Annotated in this window: 18 protein-coding genes and 2 pseudogenes (1 of these 20 cut by a window edge); 13 read left to right on the top strand and 7 right to left on the bottom strand. The window is 41.1% G+C overall.

The genetic code is table 11. The features are described from left to right. The 4 genes in view from efp to LEP1GSC062_RS03310 are tightly spaced (at most 18 nt apart) and all read left to right on the top strand, a layout consistent with a single transcriptional unit that may run on beyond the window. A protein-coding gene (efp, locus tag LEP1GSC062_RS03325; RefSeq protein WP_002627711.1) for an elongation factor P crosses the window boundary here: on the top strand, positions 1–12 show its final stretch. The gene continues 555 nt to the left of window position 1, outside the view; 12 of the gene's 567 nt are visible here — the last part of the coding sequence; its start codon lies off the left edge, out of view; it ends in the stop codon at positions 10–12. Between the two features lie 18 nt (positions 13–30). Beyond that, a complete protein-coding gene (locus tag LEP1GSC062_RS03320; RefSeq protein WP_010579371.1) occupies positions 31–564 on the top strand; it encodes a 1,2-dihydroxy-3-keto-5-methylthiopentene dioxygenase in 534 nt (177 codons plus the stop codon). Position 565: 1 nt separating this feature from the next. Beyond that, on the top strand, positions 566–1,303 hold the full coding sequence (mtnB, locus tag LEP1GSC062_RS03315; RefSeq protein WP_010579370.1) for a methylthioribulose 1-phosphate dehydratase: 738 nt from the start codon (positions 566–568) through the stop codon (positions 1,301–1,303). A 15-nt stretch (positions 1,304–1,318) separates the two neighbouring features. Further along, entirely contained in the window at positions 1,319–2,017 is a 699-nt protein-coding gene (locus LEP1GSC062_RS03310; protein WP_010579369.1) for an SDR family oxidoreductase, read from the top strand. Positions 2,018–2,438: 421 nt separating this feature from the next. Here the strand turns inward: LEP1GSC062_RS03310 and LEP1GSC062_RS03305 are convergent, their stop codons facing one another. The 6 genes and pseudogenes from LEP1GSC062_RS03305 to LEP1GSC062_RS03280 all read right to left on the bottom strand — a co-directional run. Continuing rightward, entirely contained in the window at positions 2,439–2,798 is a 360-nt protein-coding gene (locus LEP1GSC062_RS03305; RefSeq protein ID WP_010579368.1) for an LB_289 family protein, read from the bottom strand. 308 nt (positions 2,799–3,106) lie between these two features. Continuing rightward, a complete protein-coding gene (locus LEP1GSC062_RS03300; RefSeq protein WP_010579367.1) occupies positions 3,107–3,829 on the bottom strand; it encodes a Yip1 family protein in 723 nt (240 codons plus the stop codon). Between the two features lie 62 nt (positions 3,830–3,891). Continuing rightward, positions 3,892–4,506 (bottom strand): hypothetical protein, encoded by a 615-nt coding sequence (locus LEP1GSC062_RS03295; protein WP_020983440.1) that lies wholly within the window; start codon positions 4,504–4,506, stop codon positions 3,892–3,894. Positions 4,507–4,757: 251 nt separating this feature from the next. Then, on the bottom strand, positions 4,758–6,350 hold the full coding sequence (locus LEP1GSC062_RS03290; protein WP_010579366.1) for an FMN-binding glutamate synthase family protein: 1,593 nt from the start codon (positions 6,348–6,350) through the stop codon (positions 4,758–4,760). 62 nt (positions 6,351–6,412) lie between these two features. Beyond that, complete coding sequence (locus LEP1GSC062_RS03285) at positions 6,413–7,207, bottom strand: UDP-2,3-diacylglucosamine diphosphatase (RefSeq protein WP_010579365.1); 795 nt, start codon at positions 7,205–7,207, stop codon at positions 6,413–6,415. A 25-nt stretch (positions 7,208–7,232) separates the two neighbouring features. Continuing rightward, a pseudogene (locus LEP1GSC062_RS03280) lies at positions 7,233–7,424 on the bottom strand (4-hydroxybutyrate CoA-transferase); the annotation flags it as partial. Between the two features lie 188 nt (positions 7,425–7,612). Here LEP1GSC062_RS03280 and LEP1GSC062_RS03275 point away from each other — a divergent pair. From LEP1GSC062_RS03275 to LEP1GSC062_RS03255, 4 genes and pseudogenes are all read left to right on the top strand, one after another. Then, on the top strand, positions 7,613–8,824 hold the full coding sequence (locus tag LEP1GSC062_RS03275; protein WP_010579362.1) for an MFS transporter: 1,212 nt from the start codon (positions 7,613–7,615) through the stop codon (positions 8,822–8,824). Positions 8,825–9,451: 627 nt separating this feature from the next. Then, positions 9,452–10,341 (top strand): annotated as a pseudogene (locus tag LEP1GSC062_RS03270) (patatin-like phospholipase family protein). A 400-nt stretch (positions 10,342–10,741) separates the two neighbouring features. Continuing rightward, the gene (locus tag LEP1GSC062_RS03260) at positions 10,742–12,706 is read left to right on the top strand and encodes a glycoside hydrolase family 5 protein (RefSeq protein ID WP_010579359.1); all 1,965 of its coding nucleotides are present in this window, start codon (positions 10,742–10,744) and stop codon (positions 12,704–12,706) included. Beyond that, positions 12,703–12,984: a TIGR04454 family lipoprotein gene (locus LEP1GSC062_RS03255; protein WP_010579358.1), complete on the top strand. Its 282-nt coding sequence runs from the start codon at positions 12,703–12,705 to the stop codon at positions 12,982–12,984. The genes LEP1GSC062_RS03260 and LEP1GSC062_RS03255 overlap by 4 nt, the downstream gene beginning before the upstream one ends. A gap of 357 nt (positions 12,985–13,341) precedes the next feature. On the opposite strand, the gene LEP1GSC062_RS03250 is transcribed toward LEP1GSC062_RS03255, so the two are convergent. Beyond that, complete coding sequence (locus LEP1GSC062_RS03250) at positions 13,342–13,767, bottom strand: hypothetical protein (RefSeq protein ID WP_010579357.1); 426 nt, start codon at positions 13,765–13,767, stop codon at positions 13,342–13,344. A gap of 272 nt (positions 13,768–14,039) precedes the next feature. Between LEP1GSC062_RS03250 and LEP1GSC062_RS03245 the strand changes: the two genes are divergently transcribed. The 5 genes from LEP1GSC062_RS03245 to LEP1GSC062_RS03225 form a co-directional block, all read left to right on the top strand. Then, positions 14,040–14,540 (top strand): RNA polymerase sigma factor, encoded by a 501-nt coding sequence (locus LEP1GSC062_RS03245; RefSeq protein ID WP_010579356.1) that lies wholly within the window; start codon positions 14,040–14,042, stop codon positions 14,538–14,540. Between the two features lie 137 nt (positions 14,541–14,677). Beyond that, positions 14,678–15,769 carry a FecR family protein gene (locus LEP1GSC062_RS03240; RefSeq protein ID WP_010579355.1) on the top strand — a complete coding sequence of 364 codons (1,092 nt, stop codon included), beginning with the start codon at positions 14,678–14,680 and terminating at the stop codon, positions 15,767–15,769. A 61-nt stretch (positions 15,770–15,830) separates the two neighbouring features. Continuing rightward, positions 15,831–16,382 carry a HAMP domain-containing protein gene (locus LEP1GSC062_RS03235; RefSeq protein WP_010579354.1) on the top strand — a complete coding sequence of 184 codons (552 nt, stop codon included), beginning with the start codon at positions 15,831–15,833 and terminating at the stop codon, positions 16,380–16,382. A 71-nt stretch (positions 16,383–16,453) separates the two neighbouring features. Next, positions 16,454–17,161, top strand: a complete 708-nt coding sequence (locus tag LEP1GSC062_RS03230; RefSeq protein WP_010579353.1) for a FecR family protein — start codon at positions 16,454–16,456, stop codon at positions 17,159–17,161. Between the two features lie 134 nt (positions 17,162–17,295). Then, positions 17,296–17,500 (top strand): transposase (locus LEP1GSC062_RS03225; protein WP_020983425.1); only part of this gene is annotated, 205 nt, incomplete at its 3' end.

Below are 17,500 nucleotides of genomic sequence, written 5' to 3'. Positions count from 1 at the left end.
GTCAATAAATAACAAACCGCGGAGAATTTTATGGCAACGATAATACGACAAAAAGGTTTGGCACCGATCGAGGAAACGAACGAAGTGAAATCCTTTCTTAAAGAAAGAGGAATTGATTACGATCACTGGAAGGTGCCGTCTAACGCAACGGATTTGACGGATAAGGAAGTGCTTGCCGATGTCGAAAAAGAGGAACTTTTAAAAAAACTGGATGGTCGTTTTGAAGTTCTCAAAGAAAAAGAAGGTTATCAATCCAGAGACCTGATCGTATTACATCCGAACATTTCGGGATTAAACGACATGCTTGCTAAGTTCGACCGAGTTCACTATCACACCGACGAGGAGGTGAGATATATCGTGGACGGTTCCGGCGTTTTCGGTTTTGTATTGAAAGGCGAGAAGTTTCTCGTTCATGTCGTAAAGGACGATTTTATCTCCGTTCCAAGAAACACGAATCATTGGTTTTATTTGGACGATAAAAAAAGAATCAAAGCGGTTCGTTACTTTCAGGATATGAGCGGTTGGGTGCCGAACTACGTGGAAGAGACCAATTCTCTGGACTGATATGTCCGTCAAAAAACAACTAGAAAAGCTCTCCGCATTGGGGGCTACCTACCATAAGAACGGATGGATGCCGGGAACCGCCGGTAATCTTTCCGTCCGAGTCTTAGGGGAATCCGGCTTCTGGGTGAGCGGAAGCGGTCTGGATAAGAACACATTAAACAAACGTAATTTTCTATACGTCGATTTGGAATCGGGTCAACTTTCCGCTTCGAAAAATACCAAGGCGGAGAAAGGGCTTAAGCCTAGCGCCGAAACTTCGATCCACAGGGCTGTCTACTGTGCGTTAGACGATATTGGCTGTGGATTGCACGTCCATACTCTGGAATCTAATCTGATTCGTACGAACACTTCCCAGCATCGACCGGTCGCTCTTTTGGAACTTCCCGCGATTGAAATTCTAAAAGTGTACGGAATCTGGAAAGAAAACCCTAAGGTTTATGTTCCTGTGATCTACAATTTTCCGAATGTACAGGATATTTCAGACTGTCTTGAAAGTTATCTGAAAGAATACAAACCTGTTATTCCGTTCTGCATCATCGAAAAACACGGGATTACAGTATGGGGGAAGGATACGGTTCAGGCAAATCGAAACTTGGAAGCGACTGATTTTATACTCAAATATATGATATCCTCAAGAAATTTGTCTAATCCTCTCCCTACGGAAAATAATATTTCGGAGTCGGATCGTCAGGAAGTGTATTTTGCGGAATTCCCAGTTTATCCGGCTACATTTTTCTAATAGAGAGAATTGGCTTTGTCTTCAGAGAAAGAAAACAATCTTATACTCGTTGCCGGAGCCGGTTCGGGAATCGGGAAGTCCGTATTAGAAAATCTGAATCTATTGGATCGATCTGCGATCGGAGTTTCGAGGACGGGGGAAGTTTGGAAACCGAGCAATGACTTCGAACCTGGAAAAAATTTCCAGTGTAATCTTTCCAGACAATCAGAGGTCCTTGAATTTGTTACGGCCTTGAAAAAACGGGCTTTTTCCTTGGCCGGGGTTTATTTTACTTTTGGAAGCGGCTTATTCAAGCCCGTAGGGCAAATTGCATTAGAAGAATGGAATGCACATTTTGTTCTCAATCTGAATTCCCTTTTTTTGCTTACAAAAGAAATACTTCCTCTTTTAAAACCTGGTTCATTTTTGTGCTATCTTTCTTCGACTGCGGGATATCAGGGTTTTTCGAATTCTACGGCCTATTGTGCGAGCCGACATGCCATTGCAGGTTTTGCAAAAGCTCTCCGAGAAGAGTTGAAGTCGAAAGGAATTCGAGTTATTACCGTTTATCCGGGCGCGGTGTATACGGAAATTTGGAGAGGTAGAGAAGGATTCGAGCAGGAGGATATGATCCCGGTTGACGATTTCGGGAAATGGCTCGCGACGCTTTCTATCTTACCGGATACTGTTTATCCGGACGAAATACATTTGCTTCCTCGTAAAGGAATTTTATAAGATTCATTAGAGTTGTTGAAAAATTCCGTGATTCAGATTAACAAAACCGCTTCAAACGCCCATTTCAATAGGGCGGAAACGGATAGAGAATTAATTTTTCAACAACTCTAATTGTAGATATTTTTCCATGTAATATTAACTGGAGTTTTGAGACGCGCTGTAAATAACGTGAGTTCGTGGAGAAAATGAGAAAGAATTCTCTAAAAGTAGGAGTTCCTACAATTTTAGAATTGTTCGTAAAATCGTGATTTGTGGTAGTTCCCACATTTTAAGAATAGATTTACAAAGTCCAGATTCCAACTTGTTTCAGAAAAATGAATCATGGATTCTTACGACCCTGCTCACGTTAAATATAAAAAAGTTGATGAGAAAGATTTTTTTGAGAATAGATACAAAATGTGGAGTCGGAAGAAATCGGGGTTTAAGCCCCGATTTCTTCTTCGGTCTGTTCGGGTTCTTCTTCATTCATCAATTCTTTGAGTTCGTTGTAAGCTTTTTCTTTTTCCTGAACTCCGGTCTTTTTGATCGCTTTGCGAAGTACGTTTTCCCATTGTTTTGCGGGAAGATTCGCCTGAATGTCTTCTAAAAGTTCCAAGATCGCGATGTCATCTCCGGTATTGAAAATTTCTGTCGCATCGTAGCGAAAGAGTGCCGACAACTCGTCGATATAAACTCCTACGCTATTTCCTTTTCCGGAGGCGAGTCTCTTTTCTTGAAGTTGAACCTTTTTTTCTGCCTTGCGGAGGTCTCTTTCTCTTCTTTCCAGTTCGGTGCGTTTCATAGAAAAACCCTCAAGTATAGCTGATAAGCCAGTTTTTTACGGGGGCTTTTCATGTATAGGAGATTCCCGGGACGCGCCCCCAGGACCGGTCTTGAAAACGCTTATGATTAAATTCATTTTTTCTGTACTAGAATAGACGAAACAAATGAACGGAACGTTATACCTTAAGACACAAGAATCGGCTTCCGGCTTGGCAAAACTCCGTTTACTTTGAATAAATTGAAAGAGTTCCCCGACGCAAATCTGACGAAAATGTCGAAAGTTTTTGAAAACCCCATAATTGTATTCCGAAAAAAATCTGCTCTTGTTTACCTTTGTTCTTCGGCTTTTGCTTTTTCCATTGCCTTTCGGATGATTTCCATCGCTTCCCGTTCTCCTTGAATTTCTTTTTCTCTTGTAAGGGATTTTTGGGAATTCATGTTCTCGATGATTTTATAATCTTTTATGTATGAATCCATTCTTGAGTATTGAAGATACAAAAATACGATCGTAAATAGGGAAAGTACGATCGCGGTCCTTTTTACGGGAGCTTTTAGATAAGAAGTCAAAGCAAGAAAGAATAAAAACGGAACGTATGCGGTAAAAGCGATTCCGATCCACATGCCCAGATAAATGTGAATCAAACCACCGAAGCTTTGCAGAAATAGTATCACCCAAAACACGCTTAAGATCGCGGTGCTGGCTCTAAAGTTTTGTTTCCAAGCGGTATTTCCCCCGCAGATCCAAGAGAAAAACATATAAAGAAAACCTAAAATAGGAAAAATAATAAAACTCGCGAGTAAATACGCCATCGGCATTTCGAAAAATAAAAAAGTCAAGGGTGGATTGGGAAGTTCATTCGGAGTGAGTAAAGTCATGCTGATTACTGTAACCGCGTATAAAAAGCCAATATAGACCAAACAACGAAGATATAAGGAGATCAGGGATTCTTCGGGAGCTTTGGAAAGATCCTTAAAAAAGGAAACCGGTTTTATTAAAACTTCCCCGGCTTCTTCGACTGCGTTCATAAAAGAAAAGGAAAACTTGCGCATTGAGTTTCACACAGGTTTTTTTCTAAAAACTTACGTGGCAAGGAAAAGAATCCGAGCGTCGTTTATATATTTCTCCATATCCAACTTAGTAACGTAGTGTGCACGGTTATCAACCCTTGGATAATTTGAGCCACGACCCATGTTGTTACCGTCTGGTTGGAGGAACCAACCATAATTACGTTATCGCTGCCATCCTCTCCAAAACCGAGAGAAAATGGATCCGGAGTCAACAGAGTAGGCACCGGCATTAAAATCGTTTGCGCCGGATTCGAATCGTCTAAAAAATCAAAAGTCAGATATATTTGATCCGGTCTTTGGACTGCACCCCATTGGCTGGAACCAAGCTGTAAAGTACCGTCGCTCGTATATCCTTTTTCATTCGTCACTTGGAACGCATATATTCCGTAGGGTCCCTCTCCACTATCTGTAATGTTAGTAGAACTCAAAATGCAGGAAACCAGCTGACCGTCGGCTTGAAGTGTATAAGGGGGAGTGGGGCCGTTATTGATAGCGTACCAACCGTTGTTTCCCGAAGGAATCACTGGGGTAAAACTCGTCACCTCGACCGACCAATTACTCGGTAAACCGTCTAAGTTTACTGTAGAGGTCAGTTTACCCACCGCTTCCACGTTCGAAGAATCTTGTTTTTCTAAACTCGTATTTTTTTCAGTTTCCATTTTATTTTCCTTAAAAATTAATTTTGAAAAATCTTAGCCAAATAAAAATAAATTCTGAATGATTCAATCACTTTTGACAAACTAACCATATTTTGAATTGATTTTGTGTTGAGAAATTTCGCAATATTTCTAAGAGTGAGCAACGATTTGCCCTCGAAAAGAAGCAGCCTAACACGCAAAAAGCGGAATATGTTTCTAATTTATTATTATAAAATTAGAATAATCTAAGTTTTGATATAAAAAAATGGAGATTATTCCGAAGACTTTCCCTGCATATATTCTTCCAAGTAAGTATGATCGGTATAATCCAACATTTTCGTAAAATGGACGTGATCTCTTTCATAGCCTAAGATCGTTTCAAGAGGCTTGAAAATATTCAACCCCGCGCTAATTTCAATGTCACTTCCTCTGAATTGAAGCGGATGTTCGTATCCGGCGGCGTGTGTTACCGAAAGAACTTCTCTTCGAAGTCCTTTGATATAGTTTGCGTTCCGTTCCGCTTTGAGTTCTATGTCGAGACCGGCTTGTAACCAACGGTTTTGGGTCGCGACTCCCGTGGGACAGTGATCCGTATGACAACGTTGGGCTTGGATACAACCGATGGACATCATCGCTTCTCTGGCTATGTTGATGAGGTCACAACCCATCGCGAACGCTACGATGGCTCTATCAGGAAATCCTAATTTACCGCTTCCAATCCAAGCCATTCTTTCGGAAAGTTTTTCTTTCTGAAAGACTTGATAGACTCTCGCAAATCCGACCTTGAAAGGAAGAGAAACGTGATCCGCAAAGGCTAACGGAGCCGCTCCTGTTCCTCCTTCTCCTCCGTCGATCGTGATAAAGTCCGGACCCTTGCCGGTTTGTTTCATTCTTTCCGCGAGTTCGTTCCAAAAATGAATTTCACCGATCGCGCTTTTGATCCCGACCGGAAGTCCGCTTGCGGAGTGAAGTCTTTCGATAAAGTCGATCAGTTCGTTTACGTTTCCGAACTCGGAATGTGCGTTAGGCGAAACACAATCTTGTCCTAAGGGAACTCCCCGGATGCTCGCAATCTGTCGGGTCACTTTTTTTCCGGGAAGAATTCCTCCCTTGCCGGGTTTGGCGCCTTGGGAAAGTTTGATTTCTATCATTCTTACTTGAGGATTTTCTTGAATTTTTTGACCGAACAGATCTAGGGAGAAATTTCCTTTTTCGTCTCTCGTCCCGAAATATCCGGTTCCGATCTGCCAAACGATATCGCCGCCTAACTTGTGATAGGGGCTGATTCCGCCTTCTCCCGTATTTTGATAACAGTGCGCCATCATCGCTCCCTTGTTGAGAGCGGAGACCGCGTTCTTACCGAGAGATCCGTACGACATCGCGGAAATGTTCACCACGGACGGAGGACGAAACGGTTTTTTACGATTGTGAAATTCTCCGATGACCTTGAGGCAGGGAATCATGGAAGTATCGTTTTTGAGATGTTTTACTTTGGATTCGGGAAACGGAAACGCGCTGTGTTTGATGATCGGATAACCGGCTTCGTACAAAAGTTCAGTGGTTCCGAAACCGAAGTTGTTGTTTTGTTTTTTTGCGGTCGCGTAAACCCAAGAACGTTCTGCTCTGCTAAAAGGCATCTCTTCTTTATCATTGGCAACCCAGTACTGGCGCAGTTCGGGACCGATCGTTTCAAAAAGATAACGGAGTCTTCCCACAAGGGGGAAGTTGTGTTTGATCGCGTGTCTTCGCTGAAAGATGTCGTGTAGAAGCGCGATGAGAGTGTAAGTTCCGATCGCATAAAACGAAGAAGACCAAGGGTTTTCCGAAATAAACTGCAAGATAGTAGAATAGTCGGGAATTTGCATCCGGTAATTCTGCACCTTTTGAAAACGTTCCGCAAGAAATATTTTATTGAAGGAAGGGATTCTTACTGATGTTTGTAGATAAATTCTTTCGAGAATTCTCCGCGCTTATTCATTTTGGCTCCGATAAAACGGAAGTCGTCTTGTAGTACAAAACTATTGCTCTTTACCCAGTCACCCGTATTGATAATTTTTAAATGAGGGATGCAAAGAAAATCGTGCGTGTGCCCGGAAATAAGAACCCTGTCGTTTTGATGTGTGATTCTGGAAAGACGTTCATAGTATTTAAGAATTTCTTCCGTGGTGGCGGGGTCTTGTCGGTTTAAATGTTTTTGATAGAAGGCTTCCGAAAAACGAAACAAATTCGGAAGGAATAGGGCAATTATATGTAGAAAACGTAATATAAAAATCGAACCTATCCAAGTGAAACGGTTGTATTGTCCCTGGTGTCCGTGAACCGCGATCAATGTTTCGTTTTCGATTTTTTTACAAATCTTCCAATTTCTTTCTCGAAGATATCTTTCGATTTTGGGAGGGAGATTCATAAGATAGGAAGTAGAATCGTGATTTCCCACAATGTAGATTTTGTTTCCGTCTAACACGGATAAGGAATCTAATCTATCGAAGAGTTTGTTGAATTTTTTCTTACTTTTTTTGAGTTTGCGTGCGGCGCTGAAGAACCAATTTTCTATGATATCTCCCACGAGATAAATGTTCTTAAAACGAACGTTTTTCTTTTTTAGATAATCTAGAAACTGAAATAGTTCCTTGTGTTTATGGGATTTTATCTTCTTGTTCAGAAGGTAATGAACGTCCGAAAGAAAAATTCCTTCATAGACTTTATTTTTTTCAAATTTCATCGAAAGTTGGTTTCAAAGTCAATGTCTTGGCATAAGGAGTTTTTTCTTCGGTATAAAGGCGGATGATTTTCACATTGGACAGTTTGTTTGCGCGAGCGGTCAAAACATCAAGGAGAAGTGCGGAAGCAACGCTGCGAACGAAAACCCTTTGACCCGATTTGACCGAAGAAAGGGTAGAAGTTGCGGAAATCAATTTACTATTTGGTTTAAAACTCAAATTTTCCATTTCTAAATTATCGGCTCCGAAACTCAAATTCGCAACTTATCGATTCAATTCGGGTGCAGCGCGCGGATTCCGATTTGTCGTCGGTAGGATTTCGGCGGATTTTCGAAAATCAAGACATTCGATCCATTTTTCACGTTTTTCTATCTACAAGAAAATCGACATTTTGCAAAATGATCCATATGTCTTTTCGTTCTGCCCGTAACATTCACGTCAAATCCGAAACGATGCTGATCTTTGTGTTGGCGGCGGTTCAATTCACTCATATTCTCGATTTTGTAATTATGATGCCACTGGGAACTTATTTTCAGGAAGCGTTTGGTATCAATCCGAAAGAATTTTCCGTTCTCATTTCCGCATATACGTACAGCGCGTTTATAGCTGGAATCGTAGGCGTACTTTTTATCGATCGTTTCAACCGGAAATCTGCGGCGATTTTTTTGTACTCTGGTTTTATCGTGGGAACCGCTTTTTGTGCGGTTGCGGATTCGTACTTTCTTCTTTTGATTGCGAGAATTATTTCCGGTGCATTCGGAGGGATTTTAGGTTCCGTTATCTTTGCGATTGTAGGGGATGTGATTGGGATGGATCGCAGGGGAAGGGCGACCGGTGCGATTATGGGAGCTTTTTCCGTTGCTTCTGTGATTGGAATTCCCTTGGGACTCAAAGTGGCGGAGTATTACGGATGGAATATGTCTTTTGCCGGGATTGTCCTTTTAAGTCTTCCGATTTTGGTTCTGATGAATTATCATCTTCCGAGTATTCCTCCGTTTCAATTTGCGGGGGCCAATCCGGTTCGGAATTTTTTTCGGATTCTTACATATAGGAAGTACATGGCTTCTTATATGCTCATTATGTTTGTGATTCTCGGCGGTTTTACTGTGATTCCGTTTATCGCGCCTTATATGGAAAGAAATGTGGGGATCCCTAAGGACAGCATTCCTTGGATTTATTTTTTCGGCGGTCTTGTTACGTTCTTTTCTTCCAGAGTAATCGGAATCGTTTCGGATAAGATTGGAAAACACAAGGTATTCTATATTCTGGTTCCCTTATCTTTCATTCCGATCTTTATCATGACCAACCTCGGACAGGCTTCGCTTGTGAATGTTCTGATTCTCACAACCGCTTTTATGGTAATCGTATCGGGAAGGTGGATTCCTGCTTTGGCCTTGATAACATCTGCGACGGAACCGAGTGATCGAGGACGTTTTATGACGGTGATCTCGGCTTTGCAAAATCTCGCTTCCGGACTCGGGGCTACGATTGGAGGAAGTATTCTTGTTGCCGCAAGCCCAACTTCTCCTTATCAGAACTACGAGGTGGCGGGATATCTGGCGATGGGTTTCAATGTAATCGCCCTGATATTAATTTCCAAAGTGAAAGCGGTTTCGTAAACTCGCCTCAGCTAGGAGACTGGGAACAGATGAACTTCACTACGCTCTTTATGTTTCACAAAAATCTAGGAACTCCTAGAACGGCTTTCTTTTTTTCATAAAATTCCGGTTTTACAGTTCTTAAATGTGAGAGTTCCTACGTTTAAGATGTTAGGGACAACTATGTAAAGTCCTAACCCCCTAGTGACTAAACCCTCGGCACTTGAAATGTGGAAACTCCCACTTTATGAAGGGAATTTTTGGTTCAGAGCTTTTGAAAATTGGCTCTAAAAAATCAGTCTGTTCTTGACATTTTCATGAGACAAAATATTTTGCAGCCACACGAAAAGGAGGTGGTCTAGTGAATGATAGTTGTTACAAACAATTGACCTGTGAGGTGGCTGAGCAATAGCCCGGGTTTTACTTGCAATACAGCCGTAGTCGGGGCATTGCAATCCAATCAGACCGCTGACCTTTCTGAGTTTCGAGAACTGGTCATTCTTGAGCTTCCGATCTCGACAGATAGATGTCGATGAAACGATGCAGTCGCTCAGGAGGTTTCCTCTTTTGAGAAATCTTTCCCATTGAGTTTCTTTGAACAAACCGAAAATTCTTCTCTTTTTTCAGCCCACTTGAGATTCAGGTAGAATGAAGCGTGCCCTTATTCTATCCGGAGGAGGAGCCCGAGGTGCTTACCAAGCGGGGGTTCTTCGTTATCTGGAGGAGATTCAATTCAAACCGGATATCATCTGTGGTACTTCCGTAGGAGCGATCACCGCGACTGCGATGGGTTGCGGAATGAATGCCGCCGAGATAACGAAACTTTGGAAATCCATCGAAGCCAAAAAAGTGATGCGCTATTCTATCTGGAACGATCTAGTAGACATCTTTGTAAAAAGTTATTCTCCTTTAACTGATACGACGCCTCTCAAGAACTTACTTTATTCTTATTTGGATTTTCGCAAACTTAGAAAAAACCCAACCGAAATTATCATTACCGCGGTCAACATTCTCACTGCGGAACTCGTATTTTTTAGAAACAAGGAAATTGATATAGAACACGTTATGGCCTCTTCGGCGATTCCCATGTTCTTTCCTTGGCAATACGTGGACGGAAGACCTCATTGGGACGGGGGAGTGATGGCAAACACTCCGATCCTTCCTGTTTTGGAACGGGGGGCGACTGACATTGTCGTAGTATTACTTTCTCCTGTTGGAGGAGTCGATATGGGTTTACCGAAGACAAGAAGGGAAGGTTTAGAGAGAGCGTTTGAACTGTCTCTTATTGGTTCGTATCAAACTGTGATGTCCAATTTAAACTTCGAAAAAAAAAGAAAAAGGGGAAAAAATCCAAGTTCACTTCTCTCTTATCCATTCCGAGCGCGACCCGGCCCGAACTAAAGATAAGAACGATCGGTCCTAGAACTTCTCTCGGATTCGGAAGTATCCTAAATTTCTCTCAAGTCCAAGCCGATTATTTGATCGGTCGAGGATACGAGGACGCAAGAATTCAATTCGGGAAATCGAGCGCCCCATAGGAAGCGAGATTGCCAAAGAGCAGCGGAGCGTCGCGATTGGCACTTCGCAAAGCGAAGAAAGCGAATAAAGTTTTCTTCATAAACAAAACAAAGAGATACAAAGGAGAATTCGATCAAATTCAATTCGAGGAATATTATGGAAGAATTGTTCGTTAAAAACGTGCACTTCGCAAAGCGAAGAAAGAGAAGAAAGCGAATAAAGTTTTCTTCATAAACAAAACAAAGAGATACAAAGGAGAATTCGATCGAATTCAATTCGAAGGATATTATGGAAGAATTATTCGTTAAAAACGGGCACTTCGCAAAGCGAAGAAAGAGAAGAAAGCGAATAAAGTTTTCTTCATAAACAAAACAAAGAGATACAAAGGAGAATTCGATCGAATTCAATTCGAAGGATATTATGGAAGAATTATTCGTTAAAAACGGGCACTTCGCAAGTAAGGACGGAACGATCTATCAATTACGTGGAGTCAATCTTTCCGGCTCTGCGAAACTTCCCTCCAAACCCGACGGAACCACACATTTTGATCAAACTCTCACATTCTTGAATCATAGAAACGTATCTTTTGTCGGAAGACCTTTGGAAGAGGATCAGGCTTCGGAACATTTCGATAGATTGAGGAAATGGGGATTCAATTTCTTGCGGTTTCTCATAACGTGGGAAGCGATTGAACACAAAGGTCCCGGAAAATACGATACCGAATACATAGACTACGTCGAAAGAATGGTTTCCCTTGCCAGTCAAAAAGGATTTTATCTTTTTATCGATCCGCATCAGGATGTGTGGTCCCGGTTTACGGGGGGAGACGGTGCTCCTGGTTGGACTTTGGAAGAGTTCGGAATGGATATTTCCAAGATTCAAGGTTCGGAAACCGCGATCGTACATCATTACCAAGGAAGACATTATAGAAGAATGTCCTGGCCTCTCAACTATCAAAAATACGTTTGTGGGACGATGTTCTCCTTATTTTTTGGAGGAAGAGAGTTTGCACCGAACACTAGGATTGATGGAAAGAATGCACAGGATTTTTTACAAGATCACTACATCGATTCCGTACTCAAGATAGTGCGCAAGCTCAAGAAGTATAAAAACGTGATAGGATTTGATACCTTGAATGAACCTTCTCCCGGATGGATCGGAAAAAAGAACTTGGGAGAGTTCGAAGGGTTCGGATTTGGAAAAGTGATAAAAACTTCTCCGTTCAAGGAGATGTATCTTTCCGAAGGGCGTACTGTTTCAACGGAACAAGCCTACATGCTCGGATTCTGGAGTTTTCCTTGGGGTAAAGTGCGATTGAACGGCGGGGGAGTTTCTCTTTGGAAACAGGGATATCAGTGTGTTTGGAGAAATCACAGGGTCTGGGACTACGATCCGAACGGTGCCCCGATGATGTTAAAGCCGGAATATTTCTATAAGAAGAATGGAAAAAAATACGAATTCTATTCCGATTTTATGTATCCTTTTATCAAGAAGTTTAAGGAGGCGGTACAGAAGGCAGAAAGTCGTTTTCATATCTTTGTGGAAAGTGACCCTTCGAGACTAGAGCTGGAATGGAGGGAAGCCCCTAAGAAAAATTACGGCTCCGTAGTCAATGCGACCCACTGGTACGATATATCCGTGTTGATGCTCAAACGTTATTTTCCTTGGTTTGGTGTCCACGTATTCAAACAAAAACCTGTATTCGGAAAAGAGAATATAGATAGGGCTTATGAGGAAACGATTCGAATGATCCGGGAAATGTCCGAGAAAAAAATGGGCAATTGTCCCACGGTAATCGGGGAAACCGGAATCCCCATGGACATCAACCACAGGGTTGCGTATCACAAAAAGGATTACGGGATATTGGAACAAGCACTCGATCGAGTGATGAAGGCTGTGGAAAAAAATTTTGTTCATCTTACGTTATGGAATTATACTCCCGATCATACTCACAGTTTGGGAGACAGATGGAACGAAGAAGATTTATCGATCTATTCCGAGGACACACCTACTTCGTATGACGAAGACGGAGGCAGGGCGGTGAGGGCATTCAGTCGTCCGTATCCGATTCGAACGAAAGGGTTGCCCGTGGCTTTGTCTTTCGATATGGAAAGGTCCTTATTCAAATATTTCTTTCAACAAGAAGGAAGCGTATTGCCGGAAACAGAAATCTTTATCCCGGAAATACATTACAAAAATGGATTTGAAGTTCTGGTCAATGCGGGTAAGTATCACTATGATTCCCGCACCAAAGTATTAAAATTTAAGGGAGAAAAGGGGATTGTACATTATAGAATAACCATTCATCCCTCCAAAAAATCACTTTTCAGGGAACAAGATCGGACTAAAGTGGTCCCTAATACTCAAAAGAGGAATATTAGATGAAAAAAGCTCTCATGATTTCCCTAGGTGTTCTTACTGTTCTTTCGTTGACCGTCGTGTGTTCCGGTTCGAAATATTCGGCCGAAGAATGTGCCCCGATCGTGGACGAAATGTTGACCAATCTGACTGCGGGACAAAAGCCGGAAGATGCCGCGAACATTGCGACAATGAAAGCAACTTTAGTGCCCGTATTACAAAAAGAATGTATGTCCGGAAAATTCGATCTTACTTGTCTTAAGTCCGCAAAAAGTATTCCTGCAATCCAGGCTTGTAAAAAATAAGATTTTTCTAAAAAGCTAAAAAGGCGGAGGAGATTTTTTTCTCTGCTTTTTTTCTTTTATTCCTTAAAACTTTTCACAAAATCTAAAAGAAAATCATGTTCGTTGCTGATCCGTACATAAAACGAAACACGGAAAGTTCTCACGGGTTGTATCTGTTCCATGTTCGATCTTTTTCTCAAAACAGCATTCGGATTTTTAAAGTTTTTATCTTTTCAATACTTATTGACTATTAAAAAAATATAATATAACTTGAATTCTTTCGAAGAAAAGAAAAAGTGTGTTGATTTAGATGAGAGAAATGAACCAATTGATTTCTTTTCCAAAGCCCTCTTGCTAACGTCTATGCGAAATTTAAAATCATTCGGTATCTAAAATAAAAAATCCTTCTTCATCCGAATAACATCCGTGCTCCCGGTATGGCCCTGATGGATAAAAGTGGATCTTTTGAGCGTATCTTCTTCCGATTTTTAGACAACTGAGACAAATGTCCCAGCGAATCGCCCAATCACATTCTTCCTTTCGATACGAAGGAAATACCCGAAAAAGGGGCTTGGTTTCGGCTTGTTCTTTGTCTTTTTGTTGATTTGCGGATTCGCCCAGTGGGGCGTTTTGGGAAAACATGGAATGCGAGGGTTTTAGGAAAACTCCGACAAATAACAAAGTTCCTAAAACAGAGAATGAAGAAAATATTTTACCGAGTTTGATAAATCCGTTTCTATAATGCTGACGTTGTTTTGGTTTTATTACATTGTTTGAAATGGAACTTGTGGAGCCCGGACACATCCTATCTATTCTATCGAAAGAATTGTTTTCTTTAAAGAGGTAAATTCTCGGTTTTTAGGGCAATTTGTACCGCTGTTCCAAGACTTTTGATTGCGATTGAAATTTAAATCAAATGAAATAATCTAATTTTCTTTCGAAAAAAAGCTCGATTCTGAAAAAAAATCAAAGTCATTTTGTTAACTCAGAATAGAAGACAGAAGCGACCAAGGAATTTACTTGAAATTGGGTTTCCTATTTTCAACTTAGTTCCAATGACCTCCCGGAAAGATTTTATGGACGCTCTTTATCGAGAGTACAGTGGAAGGATCTTTGATTTCCTCTATAAATATAGTTCCGGAAATCCTGAGGTCGCGATGGATTTGATGCAGGATACGTTCCTAAATTTTTTTAGGAAATATTCGGATTCGGATGTGGATCGAGAACAAGCGATTCGTTTGCTTTATACGATTGCTCGAAACAGGTCTATCAATTATTCTCGGAAGTTCTCCACGGTAAAAGAGAGCGGGAATTCTGAGATGCAGGACTTTCAGGAAGAGAAACTTTCTTTTGTCAGAAAGGCCGAACTTAAAGATTTAGAAGAACGGCTTTTGATTTGTTTGGATGAACTCGAAGAGGACGAGAAATATGCTTTGATTCTTCGGTTTATGGAAGATTACAGTCTGGCGACTATTGCGGAGATTATGAACATATCGGTTTCTACCGTTTCTCGTTTAATTGTCAAAGCGACCGCAAAAGTGACCGAGATCGCGGAGAAAAAGAATTTGAAACCCTGATTAAGAGTATAAGAGCCTGTCCCGAAAGAGACTCAGATATCTCACTTCCTATAAGGAGCGTTCGATGGGGACAGGATCTTGCAGCTTGATCTTTCTGACAAAGTAAACTGGGGTTTTGGGGTGCGCTGTAAATAAAAATGGAAGAATCGGGAATGAAAAGGGAAGAAAAGATTCAAGAAATTCTATTTCAAGGAAAACAGAACGATCTAAGTCCTTCTGTAGAATGGCTGGCCAAGGGCTTGAGCGATTCTTGGATAGAATATTCCCCCAAAGAATCGGATTTCGAGTCTCTTTATACGCGCGCACGTTCCGATTCCTCAAAAATATTTTCTTTCTCTAATTTTGCAAAAAATAAACTTGTTTTAGCACTTTCATCAGCCGCGATTTTTCTTTTCGCAGTTACATTAGGATATTATTCTATTTTTAACGATCAACCTTCCCTCCGAGTCGAAAGGGGAGGTGTCGAAATTTCACAGGTGGAAGGGGAGGCTTATCTCACTTCTTCCGATCCCAAGGACAAGATCCTTTTAAAACCCGGAGTTAGAATTCAAGAAGGTCAGAGAGTGGTTACTGGTTCCAAGGCTATTTTGAATCTAAAAGTGTCCGACGGAATTGTAGTGAGAGTTCTTTCCAATTCTGAAGTTTCTTTTCGGGTGATCGATCTTTCCGCGCATTACAAGATTGGAATAGATCTGGAGAAGGGAGAGTTATTGGCTCATATCCATAAAAATCTTAAGAAGGAAGAATTCGTCGTGCGTTCCGAAAATATAAGCGCGGAGGTTCGGGGGACTAGTTTCAGTTTTCAAAACGTTCCGGGAGAAGGAACTCGAGTACAAGTTTTGGAAGGGCGTGTTGCGATCAGTACCCGTTCGGAATCTCGACAAACGACACCGGAAGGTGAGCAGGTTCTGGAACCAAACCAGGGAATTTTCGTAAACCAAAAGGGTTTTGTTCGGAGCCATTTGAGCGATTCCGAAAAAAGTCGTATCGAGGTTGAATTCGAAAGATTGCCGATCGAAAACATTCCTCGGGATAAAAACCGTTCCTACTCCAGTAAACAAGAATTACTAACGGAGTTTCAAAGATTGGAAAAAGTCATTTTAACCGACGGAAAAGAAATCGAGGGCGTTATCGTGGACATGGATGAAAACGTTATGTATGTTCAAACGCTTGAAAAAGAAATCGCTATTCAGAGAGAATTAGTTTCCGAAGTGATTCAACTTTACTAAAAGTAAATTCTCTTTGACAGTCGGCCGATCAATCGGGATATTTAGTCTCGAGGACCCTAGCATGGCAATGGCACAAGAAGACCCCGGTAAAAAAAGAATTTTCAGCAACTACATCGTAGACCGGGATTTTCAATTTAAATTTTTATTGAATTATTCCTTACTCATTGTTTTGGGCTTAGTTCTAACCTTAGGTTTTCTGTATTGGTTGAATTACACGAAGTTCGACAAGGGAGTCGTTTTTAGATTGAGGAGCGATCCCATCAAAATTTATCAAAAAGGTTTCGAAGTTCAAAACGGAGTAGAAAGGGAAAAGTTTGTGGAAAGGGAAATCTTTCTTCCGGATTACGATCACAAACTCGATATGTTTACGATCCAGGTAAACGGGATTCTGTTTTTATCCGGTTTGTTTTTAGGGATGACCGTTATTTTTACCGTAATCTATTCTCACAAGATGGCTGGTCCGATTTATAATATCAAAAACCAACTTAGAAAACTGGCGACGGGCGAAGAACCAGCAAGGAAGATTAAAATTCGCAAAGGGGATGAGTTTCAAGAACTCGCGGATCTTTTGAATCAGGTGATTGAAAAAAGAATTAATAACCGTAAAAGTTGAACTTTTTCGGCTTATTGGAATCGAGAAATTAATTGTAGATTTTTTTAGAAATCTGTGTAAATTCTCTCGATATGATTCGCAAAGCTTTACTCTTCGGTTTTTTCCTTATACTTCTGCCTCAAGTTGTTTTTGCAGATGAAGAAGTTGCAGTCGTACTTTTTGTAACCGGAAAGGTCCAGTATTTTCAAGCTGGTAAAACGGAAGCGCTTAAGAAAAACGTCATTCTTACGAAAGCAGCGAAAGTAGAAACCGGAGAAGGAAAAGCGGATTTGCAATTGGGCGCAAATTCCGTGATACGACTCGCGCCGTTTACAAAAATTGAGATCTCTGAACTCATCTCCGACAGTTCCAAAAATACGTCAAAGGTTACTTTGATTTCCGGTAAACTATTTGCGAATGTTCAAAAATCCAATAAAAAGGAAGAATTGGAAGTGAACTCCGCATCTTATACTGCTGGGGTTCGTGGAACTCAATTTGTGGTCAGTGAAGAAAAAACCAAAGTTCCTAAAAACGAAGATTCCGATATTCCGGACGGAGTTTTTGTAAACGAAGGAGAAGTTGTCGTTCATTCTTCTTCTGGAGGAGATTTGGACCTTAAGACAGGTGAGCAGGCTACTTGGAATGGTAAAGAGCTATTAGTCGAGCCCCTCAAAGAGTTTATGAAAGAAAAGATGAAAATCATCCAAAATTTCAAGACGATTAAGACCGAAAACTATGAGATGCTTAAAAATCAGAAGTTGAAAAACAAAGAGCTTCTGGAGAATTTTCCTAAATCATAATATAACGTGAGTTCGGCCTAAGGAGAGAGTAAAAGTTGTAAATTGTCTTTGGATCTCAAATTCAAAGAAGAGGGTGTCATCTCGATTGTGTAAATGACTTGTGAAAAAAGAAAAAGTAACAAGGATAAAGCAGTATGAGCAAACCGAAGAATCGAGCAGAAGAACTACTCGATGAATTAATCAAAGGTAAAACCCCCGAAGAGCTGATCGGAAACGAAGGCCTCTTAAAACAACTCACCAAATCACTTGTTGAACGAGCAATGCAAGGAGAGATGACGCATCATCTTGGGTATGAGAAAAATTCCTCGACTGGAAATAACACAGGCAATTCCCGAAATG

The sequence above is a fragment of the Leptospira alexanderi serovar Manhao 3 str. L 60 genome (assembly GCF_000243815.2).
Taxonomy (GTDB): domain Bacteria; phylum Spirochaetota; class Leptospiria; order Leptospirales; family Leptospiraceae; genus Leptospira; species Leptospira alexanderi.
The sequence above is the reverse complement of the archived record's forward strand: the minus strand, read 5'-3'. Positions and strand labels throughout refer to the sequence as shown.

What these genes read in the sequence shown, in the direction of transcription:
- LEP1GSC062_RS03320 (WP_010579371.1), top strand. Translation starts at nt 31, where the DNA reads ATGGCAACGATAATACGACAAAAAGGTTTGGCACCGATCGAGGAAACG.
- mtnB (WP_010579370.1), top strand. Translation starts at nt 566, where the DNA reads ATGTCCGTCAAAAAACAACTAGAAAAGCTCTCCGCATTGGGGGCTACC.
- LEP1GSC062_RS03305 (WP_010579368.1), bottom strand. Translation starts at nt 2,798, where the DNA reads ATGAAACGCACCGAACTGGAAAGAAGAGAAAGAGACCTCCGCAAGGCA.
- LEP1GSC062_RS03300 (WP_010579367.1), bottom strand. Translation starts at nt 3,829, where the DNA reads ATGCGCAAGTTTTCCTTTTCTTTTATGAACGCAGTCGAAGAAGCCGGG.
- LEP1GSC062_RS03295 (WP_020983440.1), bottom strand. Translation starts at nt 4,506, where the DNA reads ATGGAAACTGAAAAAAATACGAGTTTAGAAAAACAAGATTCTTCGAAC.
- LEP1GSC062_RS03290 (WP_010579366.1), bottom strand. Translation starts at nt 6,350, where the DNA reads ATGCAAATTCCCGACTATTCTACTATCTTGCAGTTTATTTCGGAAAAC.
- LEP1GSC062_RS03285 (WP_010579365.1), bottom strand. Translation starts at nt 7,207, where the DNA reads ATGAAATTTGAAAAAAATAAAGTCTATGAAGGAATTTTTCTTTCGGAC.
- LEP1GSC062_RS03275 (WP_010579362.1), top strand. Translation starts at nt 7,613, where the DNA reads ATGTCTTTTCGTTCTGCCCGTAACATTCACGTCAAATCCGAAACGATG.
- LEP1GSC062_RS03260 (WP_010579359.1), top strand. Translation starts at nt 10,742, where the DNA reads ATGGAAGAATTATTCGTTAAAAACGGGCACTTCGCAAGTAAGGACGGA.
- LEP1GSC062_RS03255 (WP_010579358.1), top strand. Translation starts at nt 12,703, where the DNA reads ATGAAAAAAGCTCTCATGATTTCCCTAGGTGTTCTTACTGTTCTTTCG.
- LEP1GSC062_RS03250 (WP_010579357.1), bottom strand. Translation starts at nt 13,767, where the DNA reads ATGTGTCCGGGCTCCACAAGTTCCATTTCAAACAATGTAATAAAACCA.
- LEP1GSC062_RS03245 (WP_010579356.1), top strand. Translation starts at nt 14,040, where the DNA reads ATGGACGCTCTTTATCGAGAGTACAGTGGAAGGATCTTTGATTTCCTC.
- LEP1GSC062_RS03240 (WP_010579355.1), top strand. Translation starts at nt 14,678, where the DNA reads ATGGAAGAATCGGGAATGAAAAGGGAAGAAAAGATTCAAGAAATTCTA.
- LEP1GSC062_RS03235 (WP_010579354.1), top strand. Translation starts at nt 15,831, where the DNA reads ATGGCAATGGCACAAGAAGACCCCGGTAAAAAAAGAATTTTCAGCAAC.
- LEP1GSC062_RS03230 (WP_010579353.1), top strand. Translation starts at nt 16,454, where the DNA reads ATGATTCGCAAAGCTTTACTCTTCGGTTTTTTCCTTATACTTCTGCCT.